A 25,711-nucleotide genomic window follows, 5' to 3' on the forward strand; every position below is an offset into this window, starting at 1 on the left:
GCCCTGGCCCTCAGGCGTCCCACCCCTTGAGCAGCCCCGCACATTCCCCGCCCACCGGCTCCATGAGCCAGCCGAAACCGCCCAGGCCCGCCGGGTCGGTCAGCTCCGCGGCCGCGCCGGCCGTGCTGAGGGCCCGTACGTACCCGGACGGGTCGGTGGCGGCCAGGGCGAGCGGCGGGCGGCGGCCGGCCACCCCCAGGGCGTGCAGCGCCGCGCGCTGGGTCAGCCGCCGCGCCGACGGCCCGGCGCAGGCGTCCAGCGCCACATGTGCCGTGATGTCGCAGCTGCCGTCCGGTACGGGCGGCACCTCGCGGCCGTCGCGGAAGCCGGTGAGCGTGCCGAACAGCGGACGGTCGCCCCGTTCGTGCGCGTAGTCGGCGGCGACGGCCAGCCCGGCGCGCAGCGTACGGACGGCCCGTGCCCAGGCCTCGTCCCGGGGGCGGCCGATCTCGGCGCGCAGTCCGGGGGAGGCGCCTCCGGTGGCGTCGGCAGCCAGGGGCGGTGCCCACCAGCGGCGGAGCCAGTCCGCGTCCGCACCGTCCACCGGCTCGCCCAGCCGCTCCGTGCCGTCGGCGCGGACGAGCACCCGGCGCGGCACACCGTCCTCATCCGTCTCGACGACCTCGACCGGCACATTGTCGAGCCATTCGTTCGCGAACAGCAGCCCGGTGACCGCACCCGGCGCGGGCAGCTCGCCCCGCCAGTCGATCCGCGGGTCGAGCCCCTGGGGGCGCGCGGCGCGCTCGACGGCGTACGGGCGCACCCGCGCGGACACCTCCGTGGGCAGCGCGGCCAGCACGCCCGTGAGCAGCTCGCCGCGCCCCGCACCCACGTCGACCAGCGCCAGCTCGTCCGGCCGGCCGAGCGCGGTGTCGACGCGGCACAAGAGCGTGGCGACGGCGCCCGCGTAGAGCGGCGAGGCATGCACGGAGGTGCGGAAGTGGCCGGCCGGGCCGGGGCCGCCGGGCCGGGTGTAGAAGCCGTTGTCCGGGCCGTACAGCGCCCGCTCCGTGGCCTCGCGCCACCCGCACCACTCGTTCGTCATCTGCCCCACGGTACGGGCGGGCCCCGGCCGGGCCGGCGGCACGAGGTGCCGTGCGTCCAGCGGTCCGCCACATTTGATGCAGAGAGCCTCCACCTTGGGGAGTAGGCCCGGCGCCCAGGATCGCTCGCTCGGTTGACTCGTACACGTATCCAGAGTGCCTACGCTGGGTTACGTGCAGCGCCTCTACGACTTCCTCCGCAGGCACCCGACAGGGGTGGACACCTTCTGGGCCGTCCTCCTCTTCGGGTTCACCAGCCTGTGGGTCGCGTTCCGGTTCTCCGGTGCCGAGCAGCCCATCGCCGTGATCTTCACGATCGGCCTGTGCCTCGTTGTCGCGCTGCGCCGCAAGGCCCCGGTGAAGATGCTGCTGCTGACGGCCGCCATCGGCGTCGGCCAACTGGCCTTCAGCATCGGGACGTACCCCGGCGACGCCGCGATGTTCGTGATCACCTACACCGTCGCGTCCGGGCCCACGGTCCCCCGCTGGGCCTCCCGCTGTGCGCTCGTCGGCGCCATCTTCGGCCCCGCGCTCTCCTACTGGCGCTTCGGTGAGTTCGCCGAGGGCCAGAGGGTGGGGGCGAACCTGTTCGTCACCGTGCTGCTCACCGTGCCCTTCGTGCTGGCCTGGGTGCTCGGCGACTCGATGCGCACCCGCCGCGCCTACTGGGCACAGCTGGAGGAGCGGGCCGCCCGGCTGGAGAAGGAGCGCGAGGCGCAGGCCCGGATCGCGGTCGCGGCCGAGCGCGCCCGTATCGCCCGCGAACTGCACGATGTCGTCGCCCACAACGTCTCGGTGATGGTCGTCCAGGCCGACGGCGCCGCCTATGTGCTCGACGCCGCGCCCGAACAGACCCGGAAGGCCCTGGAAACGATCTCCGGCACGGGCCGCCAGGCACTGGCCGAAATGCGCCGCCTGCTGGGCGTCCTCCGCACCGGCGAACAGCCCGAGAGCGGCGAATACGTCCCCCAGCCGGGCGTCGAGCAGCTCACCGAGCTCATCGACCAGGTGCGCAGCGCGGGGCTGCCGGTCGACTTCCGGCGGGAGGGCGAACCCCGCGAGGTGCCCAGCAGCGTCGAACTGACCGTGTACCGCATCGTCCAGGAAGCGCTCACCAACACCCGCAAACACGGCGGCCCCGATGTCGGCGCGACCGTCCGGCTCTCCTACCGGGACGACGATCTCGATCTGCTCGTCGAGGACGACGGACGCGGTGCACAGCGCGAGCTCTACGAGGAGGGCGGGTCGGACGGCCTCGGCCATGGCCTCATCGGGATGCGCGAGCGGGTCGGCATGGTCGGCGGCACCCTGTCCGCGGGGCCCCGGCCGGGCGGCGGCTTCCGGGTCAGCGCCGTGCTCCCGTTGAAATCGGCCCGGTGAGGATGCCAACCGGCGCGGCCGGGACGGCGTCCTTGGGTGCGGACCACCGGCGCACCCGCCACCCGCATCCACCCCGTACGCTCAGCCCCACTCCTGTCCGAAGGGACCCTTGCACATGACCATCCGCGTGATGCTCGTCGACGACCAGGTGCTGCTCCGCACCGGTTTCCGGATGGTGCTGGCCGCTCAGCCCGACATGGAGGTCGTCGCGGAGGCGGGCAACGGTGTGGAGGCCCTGGAGGTGCTGCGCGGCGTCCAGGTCGACGTGATCCTCATGGACGTCCGCATGCCGCATCTGGACGGGGTCGAGGCCACCCGCCGGATCTGTGAGGGCGGGCAGAAGAAGGACGCCCCGAAGGTGCTCATCCTGACCACCTTCGACCTCGACGAGTACGCCTTCTCCGCGCTGAAGGCCGGGGCCAGCGGCTTCATGCTCAAGGACGTGCCGCCGAGCGAACTGCTCGCCGCGATCCGGGCGGTGGAGAGCGGCGACGCGGTCGTCGCGCCGTCCACCACCCGCCGCCTCCTCGACCGCTTCACGCCGATGCTGCCCGCCACCTCCGGCGAATCCTCCCGCCCCGAACTGGACCGGCTGACCGACCGCGAGCGGGAGGTACTGCTGCTGGTCGCCCAGGGCCTGTCGAACGGCGAGATCGCGGCCCGTTTGGTGCTCTCCGAGGCCACGGTCAAGACCCACGTCGGCCGCATCCTCACCAAGCTGAGCCTCCGCGACCGGGTCCAGGCGGTGGTACTGGCCTATGAGACGGGGCTGGTGCGGGCGGGGGGCTCGGGGGCTTAGGGGCTCAGGGCTTAGGGGGCTGTTTGTGGGGGCGGCTCGCTTGGGGGCTGACGCCGGGGTGGGGCGTGGGCCGTGGGGTGGCTGGGCTGTGGGGGGCGGCCGGGAGCGGTGTGGGCTCGGTGGTGCGGGGGCCGGGGCGGTAGTGGGTGGCTGGGCGTGTCTTCGGGGCCGGGGCCGTCGGGCTCAGCGAAGCACGCCCTCAAGGAAGTCGCTGCCCAGGCGGGCCACCACCTGGAGGTCCAGCTGGTGGAGTACGTAGCGCCCGCGGCGCCGGGTCTGGATCAGGCCGGCCTTCTTCAGCGTCGCGATATGCCGGGAGACCTCCGGCGAGGTGATGCCGAACGCCTCCGCCAGTTCGCCCGTCGAATGCGGCCCCCGCGACAGCGTCCGGCACAGCTGCATCCGCATCGGGTGGCCCAGCGCCTCCAGCCGCTGCTGGACGAGTTCCAGGGCGGCCGGCGCCGGCAACTCCGGGCTCGCGACGGGGTACTGGAGCACCGGGCGCCAGCCCTGGGCATGGGCGAACACCAGATGCGGCCAGCCGAACGACGTCGGCAGGAAGGTGACGCCCGGATCCGCGGGGTCCGCGAACGCCGTCGTACGCCCCTGGGCCAGCTTGTCGAGGACGATGCGGGTGCTGCCATTGCCGCTGCCGCTGCCATTGCTGCTGCCGCCGCCGCTGCCGCTGCGGTCCTGCGCGTCCTCCAGCCACAACGCCCGTGACGTGGCGGACAGCGTCTCGGCCAGGCCCTTGCGGCGCAGCAGCTCGGTCTTGTGCCGGGCATCGGCCGCCAGCTGGATGCCCACCCGCCGCCAGATGTCCCCGAAGAACGCCTCCTCGCAGTCCTCGAACAGCCGGCGCAGCCACACCCGCAGGCCGTCGGGGTCGGTGAGCATCCGGTCGGTGAAGGCCGCCTGCCGGGGGCCGCGCGCGGCGGCCATCTCTCGTATGCGGGCCCGCTCGCCCGCGTCGACCAGGGGCGACGGGGTGGGGCGGGTGTAGCGCGGGGAGCAGGTGATCTCGAACGCGGCGGCCACGAACCGCTCGTCGTCGATCTTGTCCAGCTCGTCCAGGTCCTCGGCCAGCGTCGCCCCGGGCCGGGCCGGCAGCAGGATGTCGGAGCGGGAGGACCGCCACAGGATGTCCGCCTCGCACAGCCGGTCGGCGAGGTCGGTCTTCAGCGCCGCGTTGGTGGCGGTGACCCAGCCGTGCAGCCCGGGGTGGTGTCCCGGCTCGGACAGCGCATGCAGCGCGGCGCCCAGCTCCGCCAAGGGGGACGGGGTGAAGACGACCCGCTCCGGCGGCAGCCCGGTGATGTCGATGACGTTGGCCATGCGCACATCATGCGCGAGGCCCCCACCTGCGCGGACGCCGATTGACGGCTCTCGTCAATCGACGCGCCCCGAGCGGCCGGACCGCCGCACAGTGGGGCACATGAACGCCGGTCAGCAGCACCTCCTCGACCTCTACCGCGCCGCCCAGCGAGGCGAAGCCGCACCGCCCGCCCCGGGCACCCACACCGTCCGCACCGCCCGCGAGATCCAGCAGTGGCACCACTTCCGAGCAGTCGTCACGGCGCCCGCCGACCGCCTGCCGTCCCGCATCCGCCGCGCCGTACGCTCAACCGTCACGGCCCTGCTCCGCCGCGAGGCCGACGCCACCGGAGCCCGGGACGGCGCGCCCGCCCGCGTCGCCTCCTGACACCCCGGCTCAGCTCCTGACGCTCCGGCTCGGGTCCTGGCCACCCGCCTCGTCCCCTGACGGCCCGGCTCACCTCCCGGCGACCCGCCTCAGCTCCGGGCCCGCCCACCCCGGCCCATGGCCACCCACCTCAGCTCCTGACGCCCACCTCCCTCACCCCTAGCCGCACCCACCCACCTCAGCTCTCGCCACGTCCCTCGGCCTCACTCCCTCCCGCACGCCGCACGAAGTCCACGAACTCCCCGGTCGCCGACCGGATGTCCTCCTCCGTCCAGTCCAGGGCACCGGCGCCGACCGTGAGTTCTGTCATCGCCACCCCGGGTGGGCCGGCCGGGCCCGGCTCGGCCCAGTCCCTGAACAGCGCTGTGCCGGTTTGCTCCGCCTGGTGCACGACGGCCTCGTTCAGCAGCTCGGGCGGGTGCGGCAGCCACACCTGGAACTGGTGGGTGTGCGGCACCCCGGGGTGCACCCGGAACCACGGCACACCGGCCTCGGCCAGGCCCTCGCCCAGCGCACGGGCCACCACCTTCGCGTGGGCCACGTACTCGGGCAGCCGCGGCAGCTCACGGTCCAGCCCGGCCAGAGCGGCCAGCGCGGTCGGCCACTGCTGGAACAGCCGGCCGCCGTACCGGTGCTGCCAGGCCCGCGCCTCGTCGGCGAAGTCCTCGGTGCCCGCGAGCGCGGCCCCCGATATGCCGCCCAGCGACTTGTAGAAGGAGACATACACGCTGTCCGCGAGGGCCGCGATCTCCGGGAGCGGGCGGCCGAAGTGCGGACCGCACTCCCACAGGCGCGCGCCGTCGAAGTGCACCACCGCCTCACGGTCCCGCGCGGCCTCCACCGTCGCGGTCAGCTCGTCCCACGTCGGCAGCACGAAGCCGGCTTCCCGCAGCGGGAGTTCGAGGGCGAGGGACCCGAATGGCTCCGGCAGGTCGTAGATCTCCGCGGCGGTCGGCGGCCGCGGCGCGTGGGTCGGATGCACCATGCGCAGCCCGCTGACCACCGCCCAGGCATCGCCCTCGTGCACCTCCATATGCGACAGCGGATGGCCGGCGACCGTCGCATTGCCCGTACGCCCCGCCCAGCAGCGCAGCGCCACCTGCTGGGCCATCGTGCCGGTCGGGAAGAAGACGGCGGCCTCGGTGCCCAGGGCGTCGGCGGTCCGGCGCTCCAGCTCGCCGATGATGCCGTCGTCGTTGCCGTAGAAGTCCGTCCAGTCGTCCAGGTCGTAGGCGGCCGGGGCCTCGGCCACCAGGCGGTCCAGCCGCTCGCGGACCGTCTCCCTGCTGCCGGCCGGCAGCACCCGCCGCGCGCCGCGGAGCGCCGCGCGCATCCGCTCCCGCCCCACGCGAGCGCCACCGGCCGCCGCAGCACCGCCGGGCGCACCGACCCCGCCGCCCGCCGAGCCCCCGCCCGAGCCCTCCCGCGCCACCCCGCCCGAGCCCTGCCGCGCCACCCCGCTCGAAGCATCGTCCGCCACCCCGCTCGAAGCGCCACCCGGCGTGCCGCCCGGCGCCCGGCTCAAAGCCGCCCGCGAGCCCCTATCCGTGCCGCGTCCGCCTGCTTCCCTCATCCGCCTCACACCCCCGGTCCTGCCGTCGCCCCGCGCCCTTCGCGTGCCGTCGCATCGATGGTGGCCCAGCCCCGCAGGGCCCCGCGACCCCTGTGGATAACTCCCGGGAGAGACCCCGGTCTCACCTTCCGTACAGCTCTGAAAGTCACCGGAAACACTCGCGTAGCATGGCGAGGAATCGTCCGGTACCCCCCGCGGACTGGAACGGAAGGCCATCGCCGCGTGAATGCACTCCCACCTCTCGAGGCCCAGGACCGCCCCGCCCGGCTGACCGTCGGGGTCGTCGGTGCGGGTCGTGTCGGGCCCGCCCTGGCCGCTGCGCTTCAGCTCGCAGGGCATCGCCCGGTTGCCGTGTCGGGCGTGTCCGACGCCTCCGTGCGCCGCGCCGCCGAGCTGCTGCCCGACGTTCCGCTGGTCCCCCCGGCCGAGGTCCTCGCCCGCGCCGACCTGGTGCTGCTGACCGTCCCCGACGACGCCCTGGCCGGCCTGGTGAGCGGCCTCGCCGACACCGGTGCCGTACGGCCCGGCCAGCTGCTGGTGCACACCTCGGGGCGGTTCGGAACGGCGGTCCTGGATCCGGCCACCCGCGCCGGCGCCCTGCCGCTCGCCCTGCACCCGGCCATGACGTTCACCGGCACCTCCGTGGACGTGCAGCGACTGGCCGGCTGCTCGTTCGGTGTGACCTCGCCCGACGAGCTGCGGATGGCGGCCGAGGCGCTGGTCATCGAGATGGGCGGGGAGCCCGAGTGGATCGCGGAATCCGCCCGTCCGCTCTACCACGCGGCGCTGGCCATCGGCGCGAATCACCTGGTCACGCTCGTCGCCCAGTCGATGGAACTGCTCCACGAGGCCGGGGTGCAGGCCCCGGACCGGATGCTGGGACCACTGCTCGGCGCCGCCCTGGACAACGCGCTCCGGTCCGGTGACGCGGCGCTGACCGGCCCGGTCGCCCGGGGCGACGCCGGCACCGTCGCCGCCCATATCGCCGAGCTGCGCCGGCACGCACCGCAGAGCGTCGCCGGGTATCTCGCGATGGCCCGTACGACCGCGGACCGGGCGCTGGCCCACGGTCTGCTGAAGCCGGAGCTGGCCGAGGACCTGCTCGAAGTGCTCGCCGACTCCGGCGACGGCCCCGGCACCACTCCGGGCGCCCCCGACGCCCCCGGCCCGGACCCCGACGCCCCCGGCCACGGCCCCGGGGGAGGCGACCGATGACCGCCTCGCCCGTGAGCCCGCCGCCCGAACCGGGCCCCCACCCGGACGCCACTCCGGCACCGGACATGTCCGTGCAGCAGGAGCCCGTCAACCAGGAGCCGGACCAGCCCATGGACGAGAGCCGCCCCACCCAGCCGGCCCGCACCCAGCCCGTGCAGCTCCTCCACACCGCCGCCGCCCTCCGCGCGCAGCCCCGGGGCACCGGCGCCCGCGCCGTCGTCATGACCATGGGCGCGCTCCACGAGGGCCACGCCACCCTGATCCGCGCCGCCCGCCGCCGGGTCGGCCCGCAGGGCCAGGTCGTCGTCACGGTCTTCGTCAATCCGCTCCAGTTCGGGGCGGGCGAGGACCTGGACCGCTATCCGCGCACCCTGGACGCCGATACGGAGCTGGCGGCCGCCGCGGGCGCGGACGTCGTCTTCGCCCCGTCCGCCGACGAGGTCTACCCGGGCGGAGAACCGCAGATCCGGGTTGCCGCGGGCCCCATGGGCACCCTCCTGGAAGGCGCCAGCCGCCCCGGGCACTTCGACGGGGTGCTGACCGTCGTCGCCAAGCTGCTGCATCTGACCGCGCCGGACCTCGCCTTCTTCGGGCAGAAGGACGCCCAGCAGCTCGCCGTCATCACACGGATGGCCGCCGACCTCAACTTCCCCGTCGAGATCATCGGCGTCCCCACGGTGCGCGAGGAGGACGGCCTCGCCCTCTCCAGCCGCAACCGCTACCTCTCCGTCCCGGAGCGGCGCACCGCGCTCGCGCTGTCCGCCGCGCTGTTCGCGGCCCGCGACCGGCTCGCCGCCGAGGAGGCGCTGCGCGCCCGCGCCGCCTCCACGGGCCACGCGGCGCAGGACCGGGCCGCGGCGCTGGCCGCCCTCGGCGAGGACCGGGCCGCCGCCGACGCGCACGCCGTCGCCTACGCCGCCGCGGGGCCCCCGCGCGGCCCGTCCGTGGCACGTGCCGCCGCCCAGGCAGTCCTGGACGACGCCGCCCGGCTCGAACCGCCGCTCACCCTCGACTACCTGGCGCTGGTCGACCCGTCCGACTTCACCGAGATCCCGGACAGCTACCAGGGCGAGGCGATCCTCGCGATCGCCGCCAAGGTCGGCACCACCCGGCTGATCGACAACATCCGTCTCCTCTTCGGAGCCGGGCGGTCCGGCCCGACGCCCGCCCACCAGGACGGAACCCGCACGGACGCGGCCCCTTCCGACGCCCCCGCCACACCTCCCTCCACCACCCCCCAAGGCCCCCTCGGAGCGACCCGATGACCGCCACCGGAACAGGCACCGGCCCCGGCCCCGCAGCAGGCACCGGTATACGTCTGGCCGCCCCCGCCCCCGGCTGGTCCATCGCGGCGGATGTCGTCGTGGTGGGCTCCGGGGTGGCCGGGCTGACCGCCGCGCTGCGCTGCGCCGCGGCCGGCCGCCGGACCGTCGTCGTGACCAAGGCCCGTCTGGACGACGGCTCCACGCGCTGGGCACAGGGCGGGATCGCGGCCGCGCTCGGCGACGGCGACACCCCGGAGCAGCATCTGGCCGACACCCTCGTCGCGGGCGCCGGACTGTGCGACGAGGCCGCCGTACGCACCCTGGTCACCGAAGGCCCGGACGCCGTCCACCGGCTGATCGGCACCGGCGCCCGCTTCGACACCGCACCGGGCAGCGACGAGATAGCGCTCGGCCGGGAGGGCGGCCACCACCGCCGTCGTATCGCGCACGCCGGCGGCGACGCCACCGGGGCCGAGATCTCCCGCGCGCTCGTCGAGGCGGTCCGCGCCGCCGGGCTGCGCACCATTGAGAACGCGCTCGTCCTCGACCTGCTCACGGACGCCGAGGGCCGTACGGCCGGTGTCACCCTGCATGTCATGGGGGAGGGCCAGCACGACGGGGTCGGGGCCGTACACGCCCCGGCTGTGGTGCTCGCCACCGGGGGCATGGGGCAGGTGTTCTCCGCGACCACCAACCCGGCGGTCTCCACCGGCGACGGGGTGGCCCTGGCGCTGCGCGCCGGTGCCGAGGTCTCCGACCTGGAATTCGTCCAATTCCACCCCACCGTCATGTATTTGGGGCCGGAAGCGGAAGGCCAGCAGCCGCTGATCTCCGAGGCCGTACGGGGCGAGGGCGCCCACCTCGTCGACGCCGACGGCACCCGCTTCATGGTCGGCCGGCATGAACTCGCCGAGCTGGCCCCGCGCGACATCGTCGCCAAGGAGATCATGCGCCGGGCGCACGAACGGGGCGTCGCGCACATGTATTTGGACGGCCGGCACTTCGGCACCCAGATGTGGGAGACCCGTTTCCCGACCATCCTCGCCGCCTGCCGCAGCCATGGCATCGACCCGGTCACCGAGCCGATACCGGTCGCCCCGGCCGCGCACTACGCCTCCGGCGGCGTCCGCACCGATCTGCGCGGGCGCACCACCGTCCCCGGCCTCTACGCCTGCGGCGAGGTCGCCTGCACCGGCGTGCACGGCGCCAACCGGCTGGCCTCCAACTCCCTCCTGGAGGGCCTGGTGTTCGCGGAGCGGATCGCCGCGGACATCACCGCGGCCCCCGCCCCGCAGGCCGCGGCGAACGGCGCGGACGGCGCACCGGCGGACGTCGCGCGCCCCGCGCCCGAGCCCGCCGTGTCCGCGCCCCGCACCACCCTTCCGCTGCTCGCCCCCGAGACCCGTACGGCCGTGCAGCGGATCATGACCGCCGGTGCCGGTGTGCTGCGCAGCGCGGAGAGCCTCGCCCGTGCGGCCGCCGAACTGGACCGTCTCCACCGGGAGGCGACCGTGACGGCCGGCCCCACGGGCGGCGGCGAACCGGCCGGTGCGGCCGCCACCAGGAGCACCCCCGGCTTCGCCGACCGCAAGGCCCCCGAGCCCGGCGTGGAAGCCTGGGAGGCCACCAACCTCCTGTGCGTGGCCCGGGTGCTGGTCGCCGCGGCGCAGCGCCGGTCGGAGACCCGCGGCTGCCATTGGCGCGAGGACCACCCGGACCGGGACGATGTCTCCTGGCGCCGCCATTTCCGCATCACCCTGGATGCGGACCGCGCGCTGACCCTGCATACGACGGAGACCGCCGAGTTCCCGCCGACGGCCACCCCGTAGCCCCCGCTCCCACCGCCTGCCAAGACAGACCGCACCGCACACCCCACCTCCCCGAATACGGAGCCCACCCCGTGAGCAGCACCCCCGACGACCTCCCCCTCCTCCAGATCGGCGGGCCCACCGGCGGCGCCTCCGCCGGTGGCTGCGGCGATGCCTGCGGCTGCGGCGACGACGGCTCGTTCGAACTCGACCCGCTGAGCTGCGGTCTCGACCCCGACCTGGCCGCGCTCCTGGTGGCCGCCGGTCTCGACCCCGTCCAGGTCGAGGACATCGCCCATCTCGCCCTTGAGGAGGACCTCGACCAGGGCGTGGACGTCACGACCGTGGCGACCGTCCCCGAGGACGCCGTCGCCACCGGCGACTTCACCGCCCGCGAGGCCGGTACGGTCGCCGGCCTGCGGGTCGCCGAGGCGGTGCTGTCCCTGGTGTGCACCGAGGAGTTCGCGGTCGAGCGGCACGTCGAGGACGGCGACCGGGTCGCGGCCGGCACCAAGCTGCTGAGCGTCACCACCCGCACCCGCGACCTGCTCACCGCCGAGCGCAGCGCCCTCAACCTGCTGTGCCGGCTGTCCGGTATCGCGACCGCGACCCGCGCCTGGGCGGACGTCCTCGAAGGCACGAAGGCCAAGGTCCGCGACACCCGCAAGACGACGCCGGGCCTGCGCGCCCTGGAGAAGTTCGCGGTGCGCTGCGGTGGCGGCGTCAACCACCGGATGTCGCTGTCCGACGCGGCGCTGATCAAGGACAACCACGTGGTCGCGGCGGGCGGCGTCGCCGAGGCGTTCACGGCCGTACGGACCGAGTTCCCCGGGGTGCCGATCGAGGTGGAGGTCGACCGGCTCGACCAGATCCCGCCGATCCTCGCCGAGGGCGCCGACCTGATCCTGCTGGACAACTTCACCCTCGAGCAGACCCGGGAGGCCGTGGCCCTGGTCGCCGGCCGGGCGATGCTGGAGTCGTCGGGCCGGCTGACCCTCGACAACGCCCGCGCCTACGCCGAGACCGGCGTCGACTACCTCGCGGTGGGCTCGCTCACCCACTCCTCCCCGATCCTCGACATCGGCCTCGACCTGTGCGAGGACGAGGGCGACCGGGGCGCAGCCGACGATGTGCGTGAGGGCCGCTGACCGCCATGCTCCTGACCATCGACGTAGGCCCACCCGTCGCCCCGCCCACCACCCCGGGCGAGCCCGGCGTGCATGACGTGAACCGGAGGCGGTGCGGAGCATGCTCCTGACCATCGACGTAGGAAACACCCATACGGTCCTCGGCCTGTTCGACGGCGAAGAGATCGTCGAGCACTGGCGGATCTCCACCGACGCCCGGCGCACCGCCGATGAGCTCGCCGTCCTCCTCCAGGGCCTGATGGGCATGCACCCGCTGCTCGGCGACGACCTGGGCGACGGCATCGAGGGCATCTCCATCTGTTCGACGGTGCCCTCCGTCCTGCACGAGCTGCGCGAGGTCACCCGCCGCTACTACGGCGACGTACCCGCCGTCCTGGTGGAGCCGGGCGTCAAGACGGGCGTGCCGATCCTCATGGACAACCCCAAGGAAGTCGGCGCCGACCGGATCATCAACGCCCTGGCGGCCGTCGAGCTCTACGGCGGTCCCGCGGTGGTCGTCGACTTCGGTACGGCCACCACCTTCGACGCGGTCAGCGCGCGCGGCGAGTACGTCGGCGGCGTGATCGCCCCGGGCATCGAGATCTCCGTGGACGCGCTGGGCGTCAAGGGCGCCCAGCTCCGCAAGATCGAACTGGCCCGGCCGCGCAGCGTCATCGGCAAGAACACCGTGGAGGCCATGCAGTCCGGCATCCTCTACGGGTTCGCCGGCCAGGTCGACGGGGTGGTCCAGCGCATGGCGCGGGAGCTGGCCGACGACCCGGACGACGTGACCGTGATCGCCACCGGCGGGCTGGCGCCGATGGTGCTCGGTGAGTCGTCGGAGATCGACGAGCACGAGCCGTGGCTCACCCTGATCGGTCTGCGGCTGGTCTACGAGCGGAATATCGCCCGCTCCTGAGGGAACGCCGCCCACTCCCTGGCGGAAACCGCCCGGCCCGCGGACGCCATTCCCGGGCCGGATGATCGGTGGTGCGGCTCGCGGCCGCGCCACCGATCACGAATTAAGCGGCTTTTGTCGGAATTGGTCGTAAAGTCGCCACATGCCAATGCCAAACGGAACCCGCGGCGGCATGGCGTTCAGCGCCGATGAGTTGCGTGTGCTCCGTCGCGCCCTCGCCCATGCCCTGAAGACGACGTCCCCGTCCACCCCGCTCGGCGCCCTCGGGCCCGAGTGGTCCCAGGACATCCAGGAATACCTCCGGCTGGCCGAGGCGGTCGACGAGGCGGTCCGCGAAGGCGGCCGGCTGCGCGCCTTCCTCCTCGCCGACCTCGCCCGCTACCGCGACGCCCTGCCCGGCTCGGCCACCGGCTATCTCGCGCAGCTCAAGGAGGCGCTGGCAGTGGGCCATGTCCCCGGCCCCGACGATCTCGCCGCGCTCCGCTCGCTGCCGCGCTCCGGCGGAAAGGCCGAGTGTGAGCGCCGCAGCGCCCTGCTGCGCCACTGCGAGCAGCTCGCCGAACATTCCGTACGGACCCGGCTGCGCGCGCTGCCAGGCGGCCGCTCGGCCACCCGCGGCGGGCGGGAGCCGGAGCCCGAGCGGGAGCCGAAGCCGGAGCGCAAACCGGAGCCCGCGCCGGCACCGCGGCCCAAGGGCCCGCAGCGGGACCGCCCCATCCCCACGCCGGGCGAGGTCTTCCCGCCCCGCCGCAAGCCCGCCCCGCCCCCCGAGAGCCGCACCGCCTGAGCGCTGCGTACTCTGGAATCCCACGCCCCAAAGGAGGCCAAACGCCATGGATTACGTCGCAGCGCTGCTCCCGCCCGTAGTGATGGCCGTGGCCTTCACCGCCCTGATCGTGACGATCATCAAGAGCCAGGGCGGCGAGAACAAGGCCAAGGAGGACGCCGCGGTGGACGCCGCCCTGGCGCGCGCCGAATCCGCCGGTCAGGAGCCCACGGCGCACGGCGTCTGAGCCGCCCGCCGCCCTTTCGGCGGCCCGCGCGCACCGTACGACCCGGGATCGACCGTCCCGGGTCGTACATCCTTTTTCCGGCCCAAACGCAACGAGATCAACGGGCATTCGCGACATCTCCCACTATTGTTCTTGTGTGCCGAGACGCTTGGGTGATCTGGAAGACGCGGTCATGACGCGGGTCTGGGAGTGGAACCGCCCGGTCACCGTTCGCGAAGTCCTGGAAGATCTGCAGAAGGAACGGTCCATCGCCTACACCACGGTCATGACCGTATTGGACAACCTTCACCAGAAGGGCTGGGTGCGCCGCGAAGCAGAAGGCCGCGCCTATCGATATGAGGCGGTCTCCACGCGCGCCGCCTACGCGGCCGCACTCATGAACGAGGCATGGTCCGCCAGCGACAACCCCGCGGCCGCTCTCGTCGCCTTCTTCGGCATGATGTCGCCGGAACAGCGACATGCCCTGCGCGACGCCGTACGGATGGTCCAGGTCGACGAACCGGCGGAAGACGCGGAACAACCGGCGGAAGAGACGGAAGAGAGCACGCCGGCGGAAGAACCTGCGGCAGAAGCGGCACCGCAACCGGCAGCGGAAGCCGGGCCCGCCGAAGGGGATGAACCCGGGGCGAGTGCCACCGGCAAGGGGCGATAGCGTCCCGGCATGCCTCCGCATTCAAAAGGCCTCACCGTCCGCCGGGCCAGGACCAGCGATGTACCGGCCGTACGCCGCCTCATCGACTCCTACTCACGCGACGGGATCCTGCTCGACAAAGCCACCGTCACGCTTTACGAGGACATCCAGGAGTTCTGGGTGGCCGAGCGCGACGAAGACGCCGAGGTCGTCGGCTGCGGAGCACTCCATGTCATGTGGGAAGACCTGGCGGAGGTCCGCACCCTGGCCGTGGATCCGCGGCTGAAGGGCTCCGGAGTCGGCCACCAAGTCCTCGACAAGCTGGTGCGCACCGCGAGCTGGCTCGGAGTGCGGCGCATTTTCTGTCTCACCTTCGAAGTCGACTTCTTCACCAAGCACGGCTTCGTAGAGATCGGCGAAGCTCCGGTAGACGGTGATGTCTACAGTGAGCTGCTGCGTTCCTATGACGAGGGCGTTGCGGAGTTCCTGGGCCTCGAACGAGTGAAGCCCAACACCCTGGGTAACAGCCGGATGCTTCTGCACCTGTGATGGGTGTTCTATGTCCGAATCGCTCCCCTATCTCATGGGTACGGAAGCATGCGTTCCCCGCTGTGTGGGCAAGTGAACCCTACCCAAGGGTTTGTGTTTTTCCCGGAAAAGCGGTTTGCTTTCCGTCGTAATCCGCATTCGATGAAAGGGAAACCGGTGGCACAGAAGGTTCAGGTTCTTCTTGTCGACGACCTCAACGGTGGCGAGGCGGACGAGACGGTGACGTTCGCTCTCGACGGCAAGTCCTACGAGATCGACCTCTCCGACAGCAACGCCCAGAAGCTGCGCGACTCCCTCGCCGACTTCGTGAAGGCGGGTCGCCGTACCGGTGGCCGCGCTTCTTCGGGTCGCGGCAAGTCGCGTGGTGCGGCCTCCGGTGGCAGCCAGGACACCGCGAAGATCCGCGCCTGGGCCAAGGAGAACGGCTACAACGTCAATGACCGTGGCCGTGTCCCCGCCGACATTCGCGAGGCATTTGAGAAGGCCAACGGCTGATCGCCGTACGCGCGGTCCGATTGGGCATTACCAGCACGCATCAACCGGGCACGGTGGCACTCCGTCGCCGCCGCGCTCACGAGTCGTACGAGGTCGGGGACGCCCCTGTCGTCCCCGTTTCCCGCCCCGAACCCCGTGGTGGGCAGGGAATTCTCCGCTTCGTACCCGGGCCGGGGAGGCCGCACCCATCGCGCGGCCTCCCGGGAACCGAATCCGTATGACGGTGCTGCGCCAGTGGGGAACGCCGGCGCGGGCATCCGGTCTCCGGTCCCACGCGCCGTGAGATCCGGGACAAGCGCACCCCACTCCAGCCATTCCAGGATTCCCGGGAGTTCCTCGGCACCGCCGGCCGCGATGAGCATGAGCAATTTCGGCCGATCACCGGGGTGATTCCCGTCGCATCCGGCCCGAAGGAGCGCCACCGGGCCGGTGTGCGGCAATCGCCGGAGTACGGCACTTCCCGCCCCGGCCGGCATCTCCAGTACATCGAAGCGCCGCCCCGTGAGCAGCTCCACCGGCTCCGTTCCGGTGGCCGGCCAGCCCAGCTGTTCCTCGTACCACCGGCGAACGGCGGCGAGGGGGCTGCGGGGGCGCGGAAGCACGCGGGCCATGCCCGGTGCAACTCCCGAAAACCCAGGAAGTTACGCTGGGTAGAGCCAAGGATACGCACCGTCGCAGCGGGAGGGGCGCGGAGGGGCGCTCGATGGCGTGCGGATGTTCGCCCGTAGCGGATGGAAGCGGCCCGCGCCGCATGGAGTGTCAGTGGCAGCGGGTAAGACAGTCTCAGTGGGAAGAGACGGTGTGACCGGCGCCCGAGGCGTCCCGCCCCGGCCGATGACCGACGGCGGACGGCGTGTCGGTGACGGGCGCGTTCGCCACGGGCGTAGTGGCAGAGGGCGTATATGCCTGGCCTGCGGGAACATCGTCTCGCACCATCGAGTTGGAGCAGATGTCAGCTGTTCGGCAGTAAATTTCCCCGCCGGAGCGGGGGTGATCCGGACGGGTGTCGGCAGTTGGAATGAGCTGTCCCGCCCCGCGGGACTAGCATGCGGAAGGACAGGGAGGGGACCGACCCCTAACTGCCTGACCGCTCTGAGGAGCGATTAACGATGTTCGAGAGGTTCACCGACCGCGCGCGGCGGGTTGTCGTCCTGGCTCAGGAAGAAGCCCGGATGCTCAACCACAACTACATCGGCACCGAGCACATCCTCCTGGGCCTGATCCATGAGGGTGAGGGTGTCGCCGCTAAGGCCCTGGAGAGCCTCGGGATTTCGCTCGAGGCGGTCCGCCAGCAGGTGGAGGAGATCATCGGGCAGGGCCAGCAGGCTCCGTCCGGGCACATTCCCTTCACCCCCCGTGCCAAGAAGGTCCTGGAGCTGTCGCTCCGCGAGGCCCTCCAGCTCGGCCACAACTACATCGGTACGGAGCACATCCTGCTCGGCCTGATCCGCGAGGGCGAGGGCGTCGCCGCCCAGGTCCTGGTGAAGCTGGGCGCCGATCTGAACCGGGTGCGGCAGCAGGTCATCCAGCTGCTCTCCGGCTACCAGGGCAAGGAAGCCGCCACCGCCGGCGGCCCCGCCGAGGGCACGCCCTCGACCTCCCTCGTCCTGGACCAGTTCGGCCGCAACCTGACGCAGGCCGCTCGCGAGACCAAGCTCGACCCGGTCATCGGGCGCGAGAAGGAAATCGAGCGGGTCATGCAGGTCCTGTCCCGCCGTACCAAGAACAACCCGGTCCTCATCGGCGAGCCCGGCGTCGGCAAGACGGCGGTCGTCGAGGGCCTGGCGCAGGCCATCGTCAAGGGCGAGGTGCCCGAGACCCTCAAGGACAAGCACCTCTACACCCTCGACCTCGGTGCCCTGGTCGCCGGCTCCCGCTACCGCGGTGACTTCGAAGAGCGCCTGAAGAAGGTCCTCAAGGAGATCCGCACCCGCGGCGACATCATCCTGTTCATCGACGAGCTCCACACCCTGGTGGGTGCGGGCGCCGCCGAGGGCGCGATCGACGCCGCGAGCATCCTCAAGCCCATGCTGGCGCGAGGCGAGCTCCAGACCATCGGTGCCACGACGCTCGACGAGTACCGCAAGCACCTGGAGAAGGACGCGGCCCTGGAGCGCCGCTTCCAGCCCATCCAGGTCGCGGAGCCGTCGCTGCCGCACACCATCGAGATCCTCAAGGGCCTGCGGGACCGCTACGAGGCGCACCACCGCGTCTCCATCACGGACTCCGCCCTGGTCGCCGCCGCCACCCTGGCCGACCGCTACATCTCGGACCGCTTCCTGCCGGACAAGGCGATCGACCTGATCGACGAGGCCGGCTCCCGGATGCGCATCCGCCGGATGACCGCGCCGCCGGACCTCCGCGAATTCGACGAGAAGATCGCCGATGTGCGCCGGGAGAAGGAGTCCGCGATCGACTCGCAGGACTTCGAGATGGCCGCGGGCCTGCGCGACAAGGAGAAGCAGCTCCTGGCCGCCAAGGCGAAGCGGGAGAAGGAGTGGAAGGCCGGCGACATGGACGTCGTCGCCGAGGTGGACGAGGAGCTGATCGCCGAGGTTCTGGCGACGGCCACCGGCATCCCGGTCTTCAAGCTCACCGAGGAGGAGTCCTCCCGGCTGCTGCGGATGGAAGACGAGCTGCACAAGCGCGTCATCGGCCAGAAGGACGCCATCAAGGCGCTCTCCCAGGCCATCCGCCGTACCCGTGCCGGCCTGAAGGACCCCAAGCGTCCCGGTGGCTCGTTCATCTTCGCCGGCCCGTCCGGTGTCGGTAAGACCGAGCTGTCCAAGACGCTGGCGGAGTTCCTCTTCGGCGACGAGGACGCGCTGATCTCCCTCGACATGTCGGAGTTCAGCGAGAAGCACACGGTCTCGCGGCTGTTCGGTTCGCCTCCCGGCTACGTCGGCTACGAAGAGGGCGGCCAGCTCACCGAGAAGGTGCGCCGCAAGCCGTTCTCCGTCGTGCTCTTCGACGAGGTCGAGAAGGCCCACCCGGACATCTTCAACTCGCTGCTCCAGATCCTGGAGGACGGTCGCCTGACCGACTCCCAGGGCCGGGTCGTGGACTTCAAGAACACGGTCATCATCATGACGACCAACCTCGGCACCCGGGACATCTCCAAGGGCTTCAACCTCGGCTTCGCGGCCCAGGGCGACACCAAGTCCAGCTACGAGCGGATGAAGAACAAGGTCAACGAAGAGCTCAAGCAGCACTTCCGCCCCGAGTTCCTCAACCGTGTCGACGACACCGTCGTCTTCCACCAGCTGACCGAGGAAGACATCATCCAGATCGTCGACCTCATGATCGCCAAGGTGGACGAGCGGCTCAAGGACCGCGACATGGGCATCGAGCTCAGCGGCGAGGCCAAGTCGCTGCTGGCCAAGCGCGGGTACGACCCGGTGCTCGGCGCCCGTCCGCTGCGCCGCACGATCCAGCGCGAGATCGAGGACGCCCTCTCGGAGAAGATCCTCTTCAGCGAGCTGCGTCCGGGCCACATCGTGGTCGTCGATGTCGAGGGTGAGGGTGAGACCGCCAAGTTCACCTTCCGCGGCGAGGAGAAGTCGGCTCTGCCGGACGCCCCGCCGATCGAGTCCACCGCCGGAGGTTCGGGTCCGAACCTCAGCAAGGACGCCTGAGCGGCACCGCACCACACGCGGATAACCGCCTGAGGCACTGCCCCGGAATCGTTTCTTACGGTTCCGGGGCAGCGCTGTTCCGTAAGGAGTCCGCGCTTTCCCGCCCCGTTCTTTAGACGCCGGAAAAGCAGCACATATTCGCCAGGGATCATTTTCGGTCACCCGTGCACAGGTGGCGTACGGCAGATGCCGCGCGTACACCGGCCGCGCACTACATCTGCACGACGCGAATGCCCTCGGGAACACCGCTCACCGGCGGAATACGGCGGCCGATCCGCAGGGTGTCCAGCTGGGGAAAAGCAGACAGCCACTCCATGGAGACGCCCAGGTCATAGGCGAGCCACAGCCGCGTCAGACCCTCGGCCGGGGCGATGCCCTCCACCAGCTGGTCCGGCGTGAAAGGCCCGGCGATCCGCAGATGCGGGCGGCCGCCCAGCCGGCGCAGCGTATGCAGCTCCTCCAGGTCGGCGACCGGGAAATACAGCTCGGCCGGTTCGAGGTGGGCGATGATCTCGCGGGCGTAGCGGGCGGTGTCATGGCGCCGCCAGGCCCCGGCGAGCTGCGCCCGTACGTCGTGATGCGCCCGGTCGCGCAGCCCCGTCAGATAGTCGATCGCCATGTCGTCGGCGATCGAGGTGGCGGTGATCGCGAGCAGATACGCCTCATGGTCGGAGACCTGGGTGGGATCGGGCAGCATCTCCAGCACGATCGGCCCGATCCAGCCCAGCGCACGGGCCGCGGCCGGGGTACTCGGCCGGACCATGTCACGGGTGAAGCGCTGCACCCGCGCCCGGACCGCCGGGTCCAGCTCCGTGGCGTGCTCCAGGCAGGCCGCCGCGAGCAGCTTGCGGTGCCGGGCCTCGGCGGCGCGTACGCCGGGATGTGGGGCGAGCAGACCGTCCAGGAGCGCCGCGCACTCATCGGGGCGGGCCAGCGCCACCGCCATCCGGATCACGTCCTCCCAGTCGTCGTGATGGGCATGATCGAGCAGCAGCCCGAAATCGTGCCGCTGCACGGCCGCGCGGGCGGCCAGATAGTCCTGGAACGTGCGGTGGACGAAGTCGACGGTGCCGGGGGTGGGCTCGCGCAGCAGCCCGGTGCGGTTGAGCAGATGCCGGAAGACGTCCTCGGGGCCGCCCTGGCGGGCCGCGTCCGGTATCGAGGGCAGATGCCGGGCGAGAGTGTCGACCGCGGTCGCCTGGTCCATCTCCGAGCGGCCGTTGACCAGCATCCAGTGGGCGAGCTTCTGCAGCAGCTGGATCTTGGGCTGCCGGGTCAGCTCCACCCCGTCGGTGGGGACCATGGCCCGCTCCCGGTCCCGGCGCTCCAGCAGCATCGACAGCGCCGCGTCATACAGCTCTTTCCGGCCGTGCGGCAGATAGCCCCGGCGGTCGCGGTGCAGGGCGCACAGCAGCCCGCACATCAGCGGATTGGTCGCCAGCCGCCCCAGATCGCGGGTGATCCGTACGGCATTGAGCAGCGTGCGCTCGTACTGGCCGAGCCGGTCGAGGTCGGCCGGACACCGCTGGGCCGCGGCACGGTGCCAGCGCTGGATGAACGCGGCGACGTCCTCGCGGCCCATAGGCGCCAGCGACAGCTCACTGAACCCCTCCCCGGCGAGCCAGTTGCCGGGGACCGCGGACGGCCGGGACGTGACGATCCAGACGTTCTCCGGATAGCGCGCGGTCCACTCGGCGAGCTTGCGGCGCACCTGCTCGCGCTCGCTCTCCGGGGCCTCGTCGATCCCGTCGATCAGCAGCAGCGCGCGCCCCGCGCCGAGCACCCGCTCCGTCCACCCGGCCGGCGCCGCCTCGGCGTCCCGGTGGCCGACGGCGCTCAGGAACGTGCCCGGGGAGGGCAGGCCCTCACGGGCGAAGCGGCGTACGGGCAGCAGGAACGGCACCCGGCCGCGCAGCCCCGCCAGCGCCTCGGGCAGCTCGTCCCGGGCGGTGGCGACGGCCAGCCACTGAAGCAGGGTCGTCTTGCCCGAACCGGCCACCCCGCGGACCAGGACCTGCCCGCGGCCGGACAGCGCCTGCTCCGCGGGAAGCGGCGGGTCGTCCTGCCCGGAGGCGTCCGGCGAACCCTCGGTGTCCTGGGGACCGGGCTCGCACTGGAGCCCCAGATAGGCGGCGTCCAGCGGCCAGCTGTCGGGGGAGTGCGTGAGATCGATCCCGAAGATCGTCAGGTGGTTGTGGAGGGCGGCGGTGTCGTGGGCGTAGCGGGCTTCGAACGCGGCGTCCTGGGCGGCGAGGTCCGGTGAGGGAGTGGTGCTGTCCTGGAAGGCGTCGTCTTCTGCGGTGGCCTCGGTGGCGGGGGCGCCGGCGGTACGGGGCGGCAGCGCGACGGCGGGAGCGGCGCCCGGGCCGTGGATCAGCTCGGTGAGCGTACGGGTCTGCTCCACGAGCGTCCGGGCTACGAAGGCCGACCGCTCGGTGAAGAGGTACAGCAGATGCAGGGCGGCGACATCCAGCAGCAGGCCGTGCAGCCGGGCGCTGTCGTGCGTCAGCTCGCGGGTGGCCCCGGGCGCCGTCCCGCAGAGGCGCCGGGCGAACTCGGCCGGGAGGAGACGGGCGGCATCGAGATCGTCCATCTCGATATCGGCGAGGGCGTGCAGGGTACGGGCCAGGGCGGCGGCGACGGCCTCGTTCTCGGCGTCCGTACGGCCGGCCGACGCCTGCTCGACGAGGGCCGCGGCGAGGCCGTGCAGCTCCTTCTCGCTCAGGGTCGGCTTCTCGCCGGTGAAGGAGAGCAGCCGGGAGATCCGGACGGGCCGGTCGACCGGCTCGGCGACCGGCCCGTCCGGGGCGAAGAGCCGGCGGATCAGCGGATCGACGACCTGGGGCGTGAGGCGGGCAACGATGTTCGTGGGATCCATGGGTTCCCCGTAACTGCCGTGCTGAATATGGGGGTTGAGGGGGCGCGCTGTCGGCCAGCCTATGTGCGGGGGCGGGGGTAGTGGGTGAGTTTGATGTGGGGAGGGAGGGAGTGGCCGGGCTTCGGGGTGAGGTAGGAGAGAAAGATTTCCTGGAGCTGCGGCAGCGCCGCCGCGGGGGAGAGGTCGATGGAGCCGTCGATGAAGCCGTAGAGCTGGAGTTTCCGGACGCCGGGGAATGCCGGGAGGGCCGAGGCCAGCAGGCGGCTCATATCGGAGATCGGAAGGCGCTCCGTGTTGAGGACGCCGAGCCTTGTCACCTGTGGAAGCCGAAGACCGGCCGGCAGCTGTAGGGTGACCCCTTTTTCCGCCACACCGAACGAGAAATCCTCCAGCTCGCTCAGTGACGCCAGCGCACTCCATTGGTCCGCACCGAAGTCATGTGTGAGGAACCGGAGTTGGATGATGCGCATTTGGGGCCAGCATGTGATGTCGGTGAATTCGGCGCCGACGGGCCGGCTGAGGGCCAAGTGGCTCAGCGGGGCATCCGCGGGGAGCGCCGCCAAGCCTTCGGGCGGGAGCGTCGAATGGAGCTGCAGGGTGCGGGCGTGGCGCAGGTGATGAAGTCCGCGCGGAAGCGGGACGTTCTTGTCGAGCGGCCCGGAGATGCTCAATGTGCGGAGCTGAAGGTCCGCGAGCGGGGCGACGCTCTCGACCGCCGGGCAGTCCCAGAGTGACAGCCGCTTCAGTGAGGGGAACTCACGGAGGAATGCGAGATCGGCGATCTCCGGGTTCTTCGTGATGTCCAGGCTTTCGATCAGGCCGAGTGGCAAGGCGCCGAGGAGTTCGGCAGCCGGGAAGGGGCCGCTCACAGAGACGCGTGGCCGACCGAGTGCCCGGAGTGCGTCCAGTTCGGCGTGGGACGTCGCAGTGACGGTCACTTCGGTGTCGAGGTGTTGGAGGATCTCCCGGGCATACGTGTCGGTGTCGAATTGTGGCCACGACAAGGCGAGTTGCATGCGAACGCCGATCTCCGGGTGACCCCGGAAGCGCTTCAAAACCTCCAGCGCCGCATCCGACCCGATGAGCGCAGCAGTCGCCACCACCTCCTGCGCCTCGTCGTCCTCCAGCCCCTCCGGCACCGGCAGCAGCTCCAGCACCAGCGGCCCCACCTCCGCCAGCAGCTGCGACTCCTCGCGGCTGCGCGGCGGCAGAATCGCCCGTGCCCGTGCGTTCACCTCGTCCCGCACCCGTGGATCGACCTCCGTCGCATGCTCCAGACAGGCCATGGCGAGCAGGTGGACCCGCAGCCCCGTGGCGCGGTCGTCGAGGTCGTCCCCGCGCTCCAGCAGCCCCCGCAGGATCTCCGCCCGCTCCCGCGGCCTCGCATGGGCCACCGCCATCCGGATCACGTCCTCCCACTGGGAGTCCTCCGCATGCGCCACCAGCAGTCCGAAGTCGCCGTCCTCCACGGCCGCCTTGGCGCCGAGGTAGTCCTGGAAGGTCCGGTGGACGAAGTCGACGGAGCCGGGGGCCGGTTCGCGCAGCAGGCCGCTGCGTAGCAGCAGATGGCGGAAAATGGCCGTCGCATCGCCCTGCGCCGCCGCGGCGGGCACGGCAGGCAGGGCTTCGCCGAGGATGCGTTCGGCGCGCTCCCGGTCGAGTTCGTTGCGGCCGTTGCGGATCAGCCAGTAGGCCAGCCGCTGGAGCAGCTGGATCTGTGGCCCGTCGCTCAGCTCGATGCCCGTGGGGGCGGCCATATCGCGTTCCCGGTCGCGGCGGGAGAGCAGCATGCCGAGGGCGGCGTCGTACAGCTCCTTGCGGCCGGTGGGCAGATAGCCGCGGCGGTCCCGGTGCAGTGCGCAGATCAGGCCGCACATGAGGGGGTTGGTGGCGAGCCGGGCGAGGTCCTGTTTGGTGTGGACGGCGGCCAGCAGGGACTGCTCATAGGCGTCGAGGAGTGCGGGGTCGTCGGCGTCGCAACGGGCCGCGGCGTGCCAGCGGCCGATGAAGGCGGCGACCTCGGTGCGGCTCATGGCGGACAGCGTCAGCTCGCCGAAGCCGTCGGCGGCCAGCCAGTCGTCGCGTACGGCGGAGGGGCGGGAGGTGACCAGCCACAGGTTGTCCGGGAAAGCGTCGGTCAGATCACGCAGCCAGCGGCGGGTCAGCTCGCGCTCACGCTCGGGGATCTCGTCCAGGCCGTCGATCAGCAGCAGCGCCCGCCCGGAGGACAGCACGCGGTCGGCCCAGCCCTCGGGCTGTGATCCGGACACCGGACAGCCGACGGACGCCAGGAACCGGTCGGGGGTGGGCAGCGGCGCCCCGTCGCGGGTGAGGGTGCGCAGCGGGAGGACGAACGGGATCCGGCCGTAGAGGTGGGGGAGGGCCGTGTCACCGGGGGCCTTGGTGCAGGAGACGGCCAGCCACTGGACGAGGGTGCTCTTGCCGGAGCCGGCGACACCGCGCAGCAGCACCCGGTCGCGGCCGGCCAGCGCCTGGTCGGCGGGGACCGGGGCCGGGACCGGCGGCGCGCCCACGGGGCCGCCCACCTCGTCGAACGGGCCGACGGCGGTGGCCTCGCGGGCGGCCGGGGCGGTCGCCTCCAGGCTCATATACGCCGCGTCCAGCGGCCACCGGCCCGGGGAGTGGGCGAGATCGATGCCGTAGATGGTCAGCCGGCCGTGCTTACGGGCGAGGTACGCGAGATAGCCGCGCTCGAACGCGGCGTCCGCGGCCCGCGGGGACGGGTGCCGCGCCAGGAACTCGTCCATGAGCGTGATCAGGCTGTCCAGGCTCCTGCTCTGCTGGACCAGGGTGCGGGCCACGAAGGCCGACCGCTGGGTGAAGAAGTGCACGATGTGCAGGCAGGCGATGCCGAGCAGGGTGGCATGCAGCAGCCCGGCGTCCCGGGAGAGCCCGCGGACGGCGTGCGGGCTCGCCGCCTCCAGACGTTCGGCGAGGGCGGTGGCGCCCAGGCGGACGGCCTGCACGTCGTCCATGTCGAGGTCGCCCAGACCGCGCAGCGTGGTGGCCAGGGCCTCGGCCACCGCCCGGTCCTCGTCCGCGGCCAGGGGGCGCTCGCCGGGACCGGCGCTCCGTACGGCCCGGTCGACCAGCTCCGCCGCGAGCTTGTGCAGGTCCTTGTCGGACAGGGTCCGCCGTTCGCCCGTGAAGCTGACCAGCCCGGAGATCCGTACCGGCTTCGCCACCAGGCCGGCGCCCGGTCCCTCCTTGACGAAGAGCTTCCTGATGAGCGGTGCGACCACGCCGGAGGCAAGTCGGACACCCACTGCTGACGGGCCCATCGTGCGGTGCGCCCTCCCCCGTGGCCGGTGCTGCCGTCGGGCCAGGCTAGAGCGGCGGGCGGGGCGGCGGGTGGTGATCGGCCAGGTTCACGTGGAGACGGCTCACTGTGGCGGCGGTCACGAATTCCGGGGCGTCATTACCGACCAATTCGGACATTTGGCGGGCCCGGGTAACCCGGGTCACAAAGGTCGCGTAACCCGGGTCACAAATCGCGGGTAATCCGGGTCACAAAGACCGGGTAAGCCACGTCACAAACGCTTGAGCCGCCCGCCCCACGAGACCTCGGAACCCCGAATCGAGCATCCGGAAGGGGCGAAAAAAGGGGTTGGATCTTGGTTATCGGTGACATGGCACACAAGCGTTTTGAGGCCTACTA

20 protein-coding genes are annotated in these 25,711 nt (G+C 72.0%); 14 read left to right on the top strand and 6 right to left on the bottom strand.

The window, feature by feature from the left end; all coding sequences use genetic code 11:
• Positions 1-10: 10 nt before the first annotated feature.
• Complete coding sequence (locus tag CP981_RS22110; RefSeq protein ID WP_085923371.1) at positions 11-1,045, bottom strand: SAM-dependent methyltransferase; 1,035 nt, start codon at positions 1,043-1,045, stop codon at positions 11-13.
• A 172-nt stretch (positions 1,046-1,217) separates the two neighbouring features.
• On the opposite strand from CP981_RS22110, the gene CP981_RS22115 reads away from it, so the two are divergent.
• Positions 1,218-2,423 carry a sensor histidine kinase gene (locus CP981_RS22115; RefSeq protein WP_085923372.1) on the top strand — a complete coding sequence of 402 codons (1,206 nt, stop codon included), beginning with the start codon at positions 1,218-1,220 and terminating at the stop codon, positions 2,421-2,423.
• A gap of 115 nt (positions 2,424-2,538) precedes the next feature.
• Positions 2,539-3,222: a response regulator gene (locus tag CP981_RS22120; RefSeq protein WP_085923342.1), complete on the top strand. Its 684-nt coding sequence runs from the start codon at positions 2,539-2,541 to the stop codon at positions 3,220-3,222.
• A gap of 183 nt (positions 3,223-3,405) precedes the next feature.
• Here the strand turns inward: CP981_RS22120 and CP981_RS22125 are convergent, their stop codons facing one another.
• Positions 3,406-4,557, bottom strand: coding sequence for a DUF5937 family protein (locus CP981_RS22125; RefSeq protein ID WP_085923343.1), 1,152 nt, complete (start codon positions 4,555-4,557; stop codon positions 3,406-3,408).
• A gap of 100 nt (positions 4,558-4,657) precedes the next feature.
• On the opposite strand from CP981_RS22125, the gene CP981_RS22130 reads away from it, so the two are divergent.
• On the top strand, positions 4,658-4,924 hold the full coding sequence (locus CP981_RS22130; protein ID WP_244329744.1) for a hypothetical protein: 267 nt from the start codon (positions 4,658-4,660) through the stop codon (positions 4,922-4,924).
• A gap of 178 nt (positions 4,925-5,102) precedes the next feature.
• Here the strand turns inward: CP981_RS22130 and CP981_RS22135 are convergent, their stop codons facing one another.
• Positions 5,103-6,257 carry a threonine aldolase family protein gene (locus tag CP981_RS22135; protein WP_085923344.1) on the bottom strand — a complete coding sequence of 385 codons (1,155 nt, stop codon included), beginning with the start codon at positions 6,255-6,257 and terminating at the stop codon, positions 5,103-5,105.
• A 462-nt stretch (positions 6,258-6,719) separates the two neighbouring features.
• Between CP981_RS22135 and CP981_RS22145 the strand changes: the two genes are divergently transcribed.
• The 10 genes from CP981_RS22145 (at position 6,720) to CP981_RS22190 (ending at position 15,519) form a co-directional block, all read left to right on the top strand.
• Entirely contained in the window at positions 6,720-7,712 is a 993-nt protein-coding gene (locus tag CP981_RS22145) for a Rossmann-like and DUF2520 domain-containing protein (RefSeq protein WP_085923345.1), read from the top strand.
• A gap of 110 nt (positions 7,713-7,822) precedes the next feature.
• On the top strand, positions 7,823-8,977 hold the full coding sequence (panC, locus tag CP981_RS22150; protein ID WP_244330063.1) for a pantoate--beta-alanine ligase: 1,155 nt from the start codon (positions 7,823-7,825) through the stop codon (positions 8,975-8,977).
• Positions 8,974-10,806, top strand: a complete 1,833-nt coding sequence (locus CP981_RS22155) for an L-aspartate oxidase (RefSeq protein WP_085923347.1) — start codon at positions 8,974-8,976, stop codon at positions 10,804-10,806. The genes panC and CP981_RS22155 overlap by 4 nt, the downstream gene beginning before the upstream one ends.
• Before the next feature lie 71 nt (positions 10,807-10,877).
• Positions 10,878-11,933 (top strand): carboxylating nicotinate-nucleotide diphosphorylase, encoded by a 1,056-nt coding sequence (nadC, locus tag CP981_RS22160; RefSeq protein WP_085923348.1) that lies wholly within the window; start codon positions 10,878-10,880, stop codon positions 11,931-11,933.
• Positions 11,934-12,033: 100 nt separating this feature from the next.
• On the top strand, positions 12,034-12,831 hold the full coding sequence (locus CP981_RS22165) for a type III pantothenate kinase (RefSeq protein WP_042150267.1): 798 nt from the start codon (positions 12,034-12,036) through the stop codon (positions 12,829-12,831).
• A gap of 172 nt (positions 12,832-13,003) precedes the next feature.
• Positions 13,004-13,618 carry a hypothetical protein gene (locus CP981_RS22170; RefSeq protein WP_085923349.1) on the top strand — a complete coding sequence of 205 codons (615 nt, stop codon included), beginning with the start codon at positions 13,004-13,006 and terminating at the stop codon, positions 13,616-13,618.
• Between the two features lie 46 nt (positions 13,619-13,664).
• Positions 13,665-13,844: a hypothetical protein gene (locus CP981_RS22175; protein ID WP_085923350.1), complete on the top strand. Its 180-nt coding sequence runs from the start codon at positions 13,665-13,667 to the stop codon at positions 13,842-13,844.
• Positions 13,845-14,016: 172 nt separating this feature from the next.
• Positions 14,017-14,496 carry a BlaI/MecI/CopY family transcriptional regulator gene (locus tag CP981_RS22180; RefSeq protein ID WP_229894297.1) on the top strand — a complete coding sequence of 160 codons (480 nt, stop codon included), beginning with the start codon at positions 14,017-14,019 and terminating at the stop codon, positions 14,494-14,496.
• A 9-nt stretch (positions 14,497-14,505) separates the two neighbouring features.
• The gene (locus tag CP981_RS22185; protein WP_085923352.1) at positions 14,506-15,024 is read left to right on the top strand and encodes an amino-acid N-acetyltransferase; all 519 of its coding nucleotides are present in this window, start codon (positions 14,506-14,508) and stop codon (positions 15,022-15,024) included.
• Between the two features lie 156 nt (positions 15,025-15,180).
• Entirely contained in the window at positions 15,181-15,519 is a 339-nt protein-coding gene (locus CP981_RS22190) for a histone-like nucleoid-structuring protein Lsr2 (protein ID WP_042150251.1), read from the top strand.
• Here the strand turns inward: CP981_RS22190 and CP981_RS38755 are convergent.
• Positions 15,450-16,130: an SCO3374 family protein gene (locus CP981_RS38755; protein WP_085923353.1), complete on the bottom strand. Its 681-nt coding sequence runs from the start codon at positions 16,128-16,130 to the stop codon at positions 15,450-15,452. The two genes, CP981_RS22190 and CP981_RS38755, sit on opposite strands and share 70 nt — an antisense overlap.
• A 498-nt stretch (positions 16,131-16,628) precedes the next feature.
• Here CP981_RS38755 and CP981_RS22205 point away from each other — a divergent pair, with 498 nt between their 5' ends.
• On the top strand, positions 16,629-19,154 hold the full coding sequence (locus tag CP981_RS22205) for an ATP-dependent Clp protease ATP-binding subunit (protein WP_085923355.1): 2,526 nt from the start codon (positions 16,629-16,631) through the stop codon (positions 19,152-19,154).
• A gap of 211 nt (positions 19,155-19,365) precedes the next feature.
• On the opposite strand, the gene CP981_RS22210 is transcribed toward CP981_RS22205, so the two are convergent.
• A complete protein-coding gene (locus CP981_RS22210) occupies positions 19,366-22,032 on the bottom strand; it encodes an NACHT domain-containing protein (RefSeq protein WP_085923356.1) in 2,667 nt (888 codons plus the stop codon).
• A gap of 59 nt (positions 22,033-22,091) precedes the next feature.
• Complete coding sequence (locus tag CP981_RS22215; RefSeq protein WP_483028328.1) at positions 22,092-25,319, bottom strand: NACHT domain-containing protein; 3,228 nt, start codon at positions 25,317-25,319, stop codon at positions 22,092-22,094.
• Positions 25,320-25,711: the final 392 nt, after the last annotated feature.

This window comes from Streptomyces platensis (genome assembly GCF_008704855.1).
Taxonomy (GTDB): Bacteria; Actinomycetota; Actinomycetes; order Streptomycetales; family Streptomycetaceae; genus Streptomyces; species Streptomyces platensis.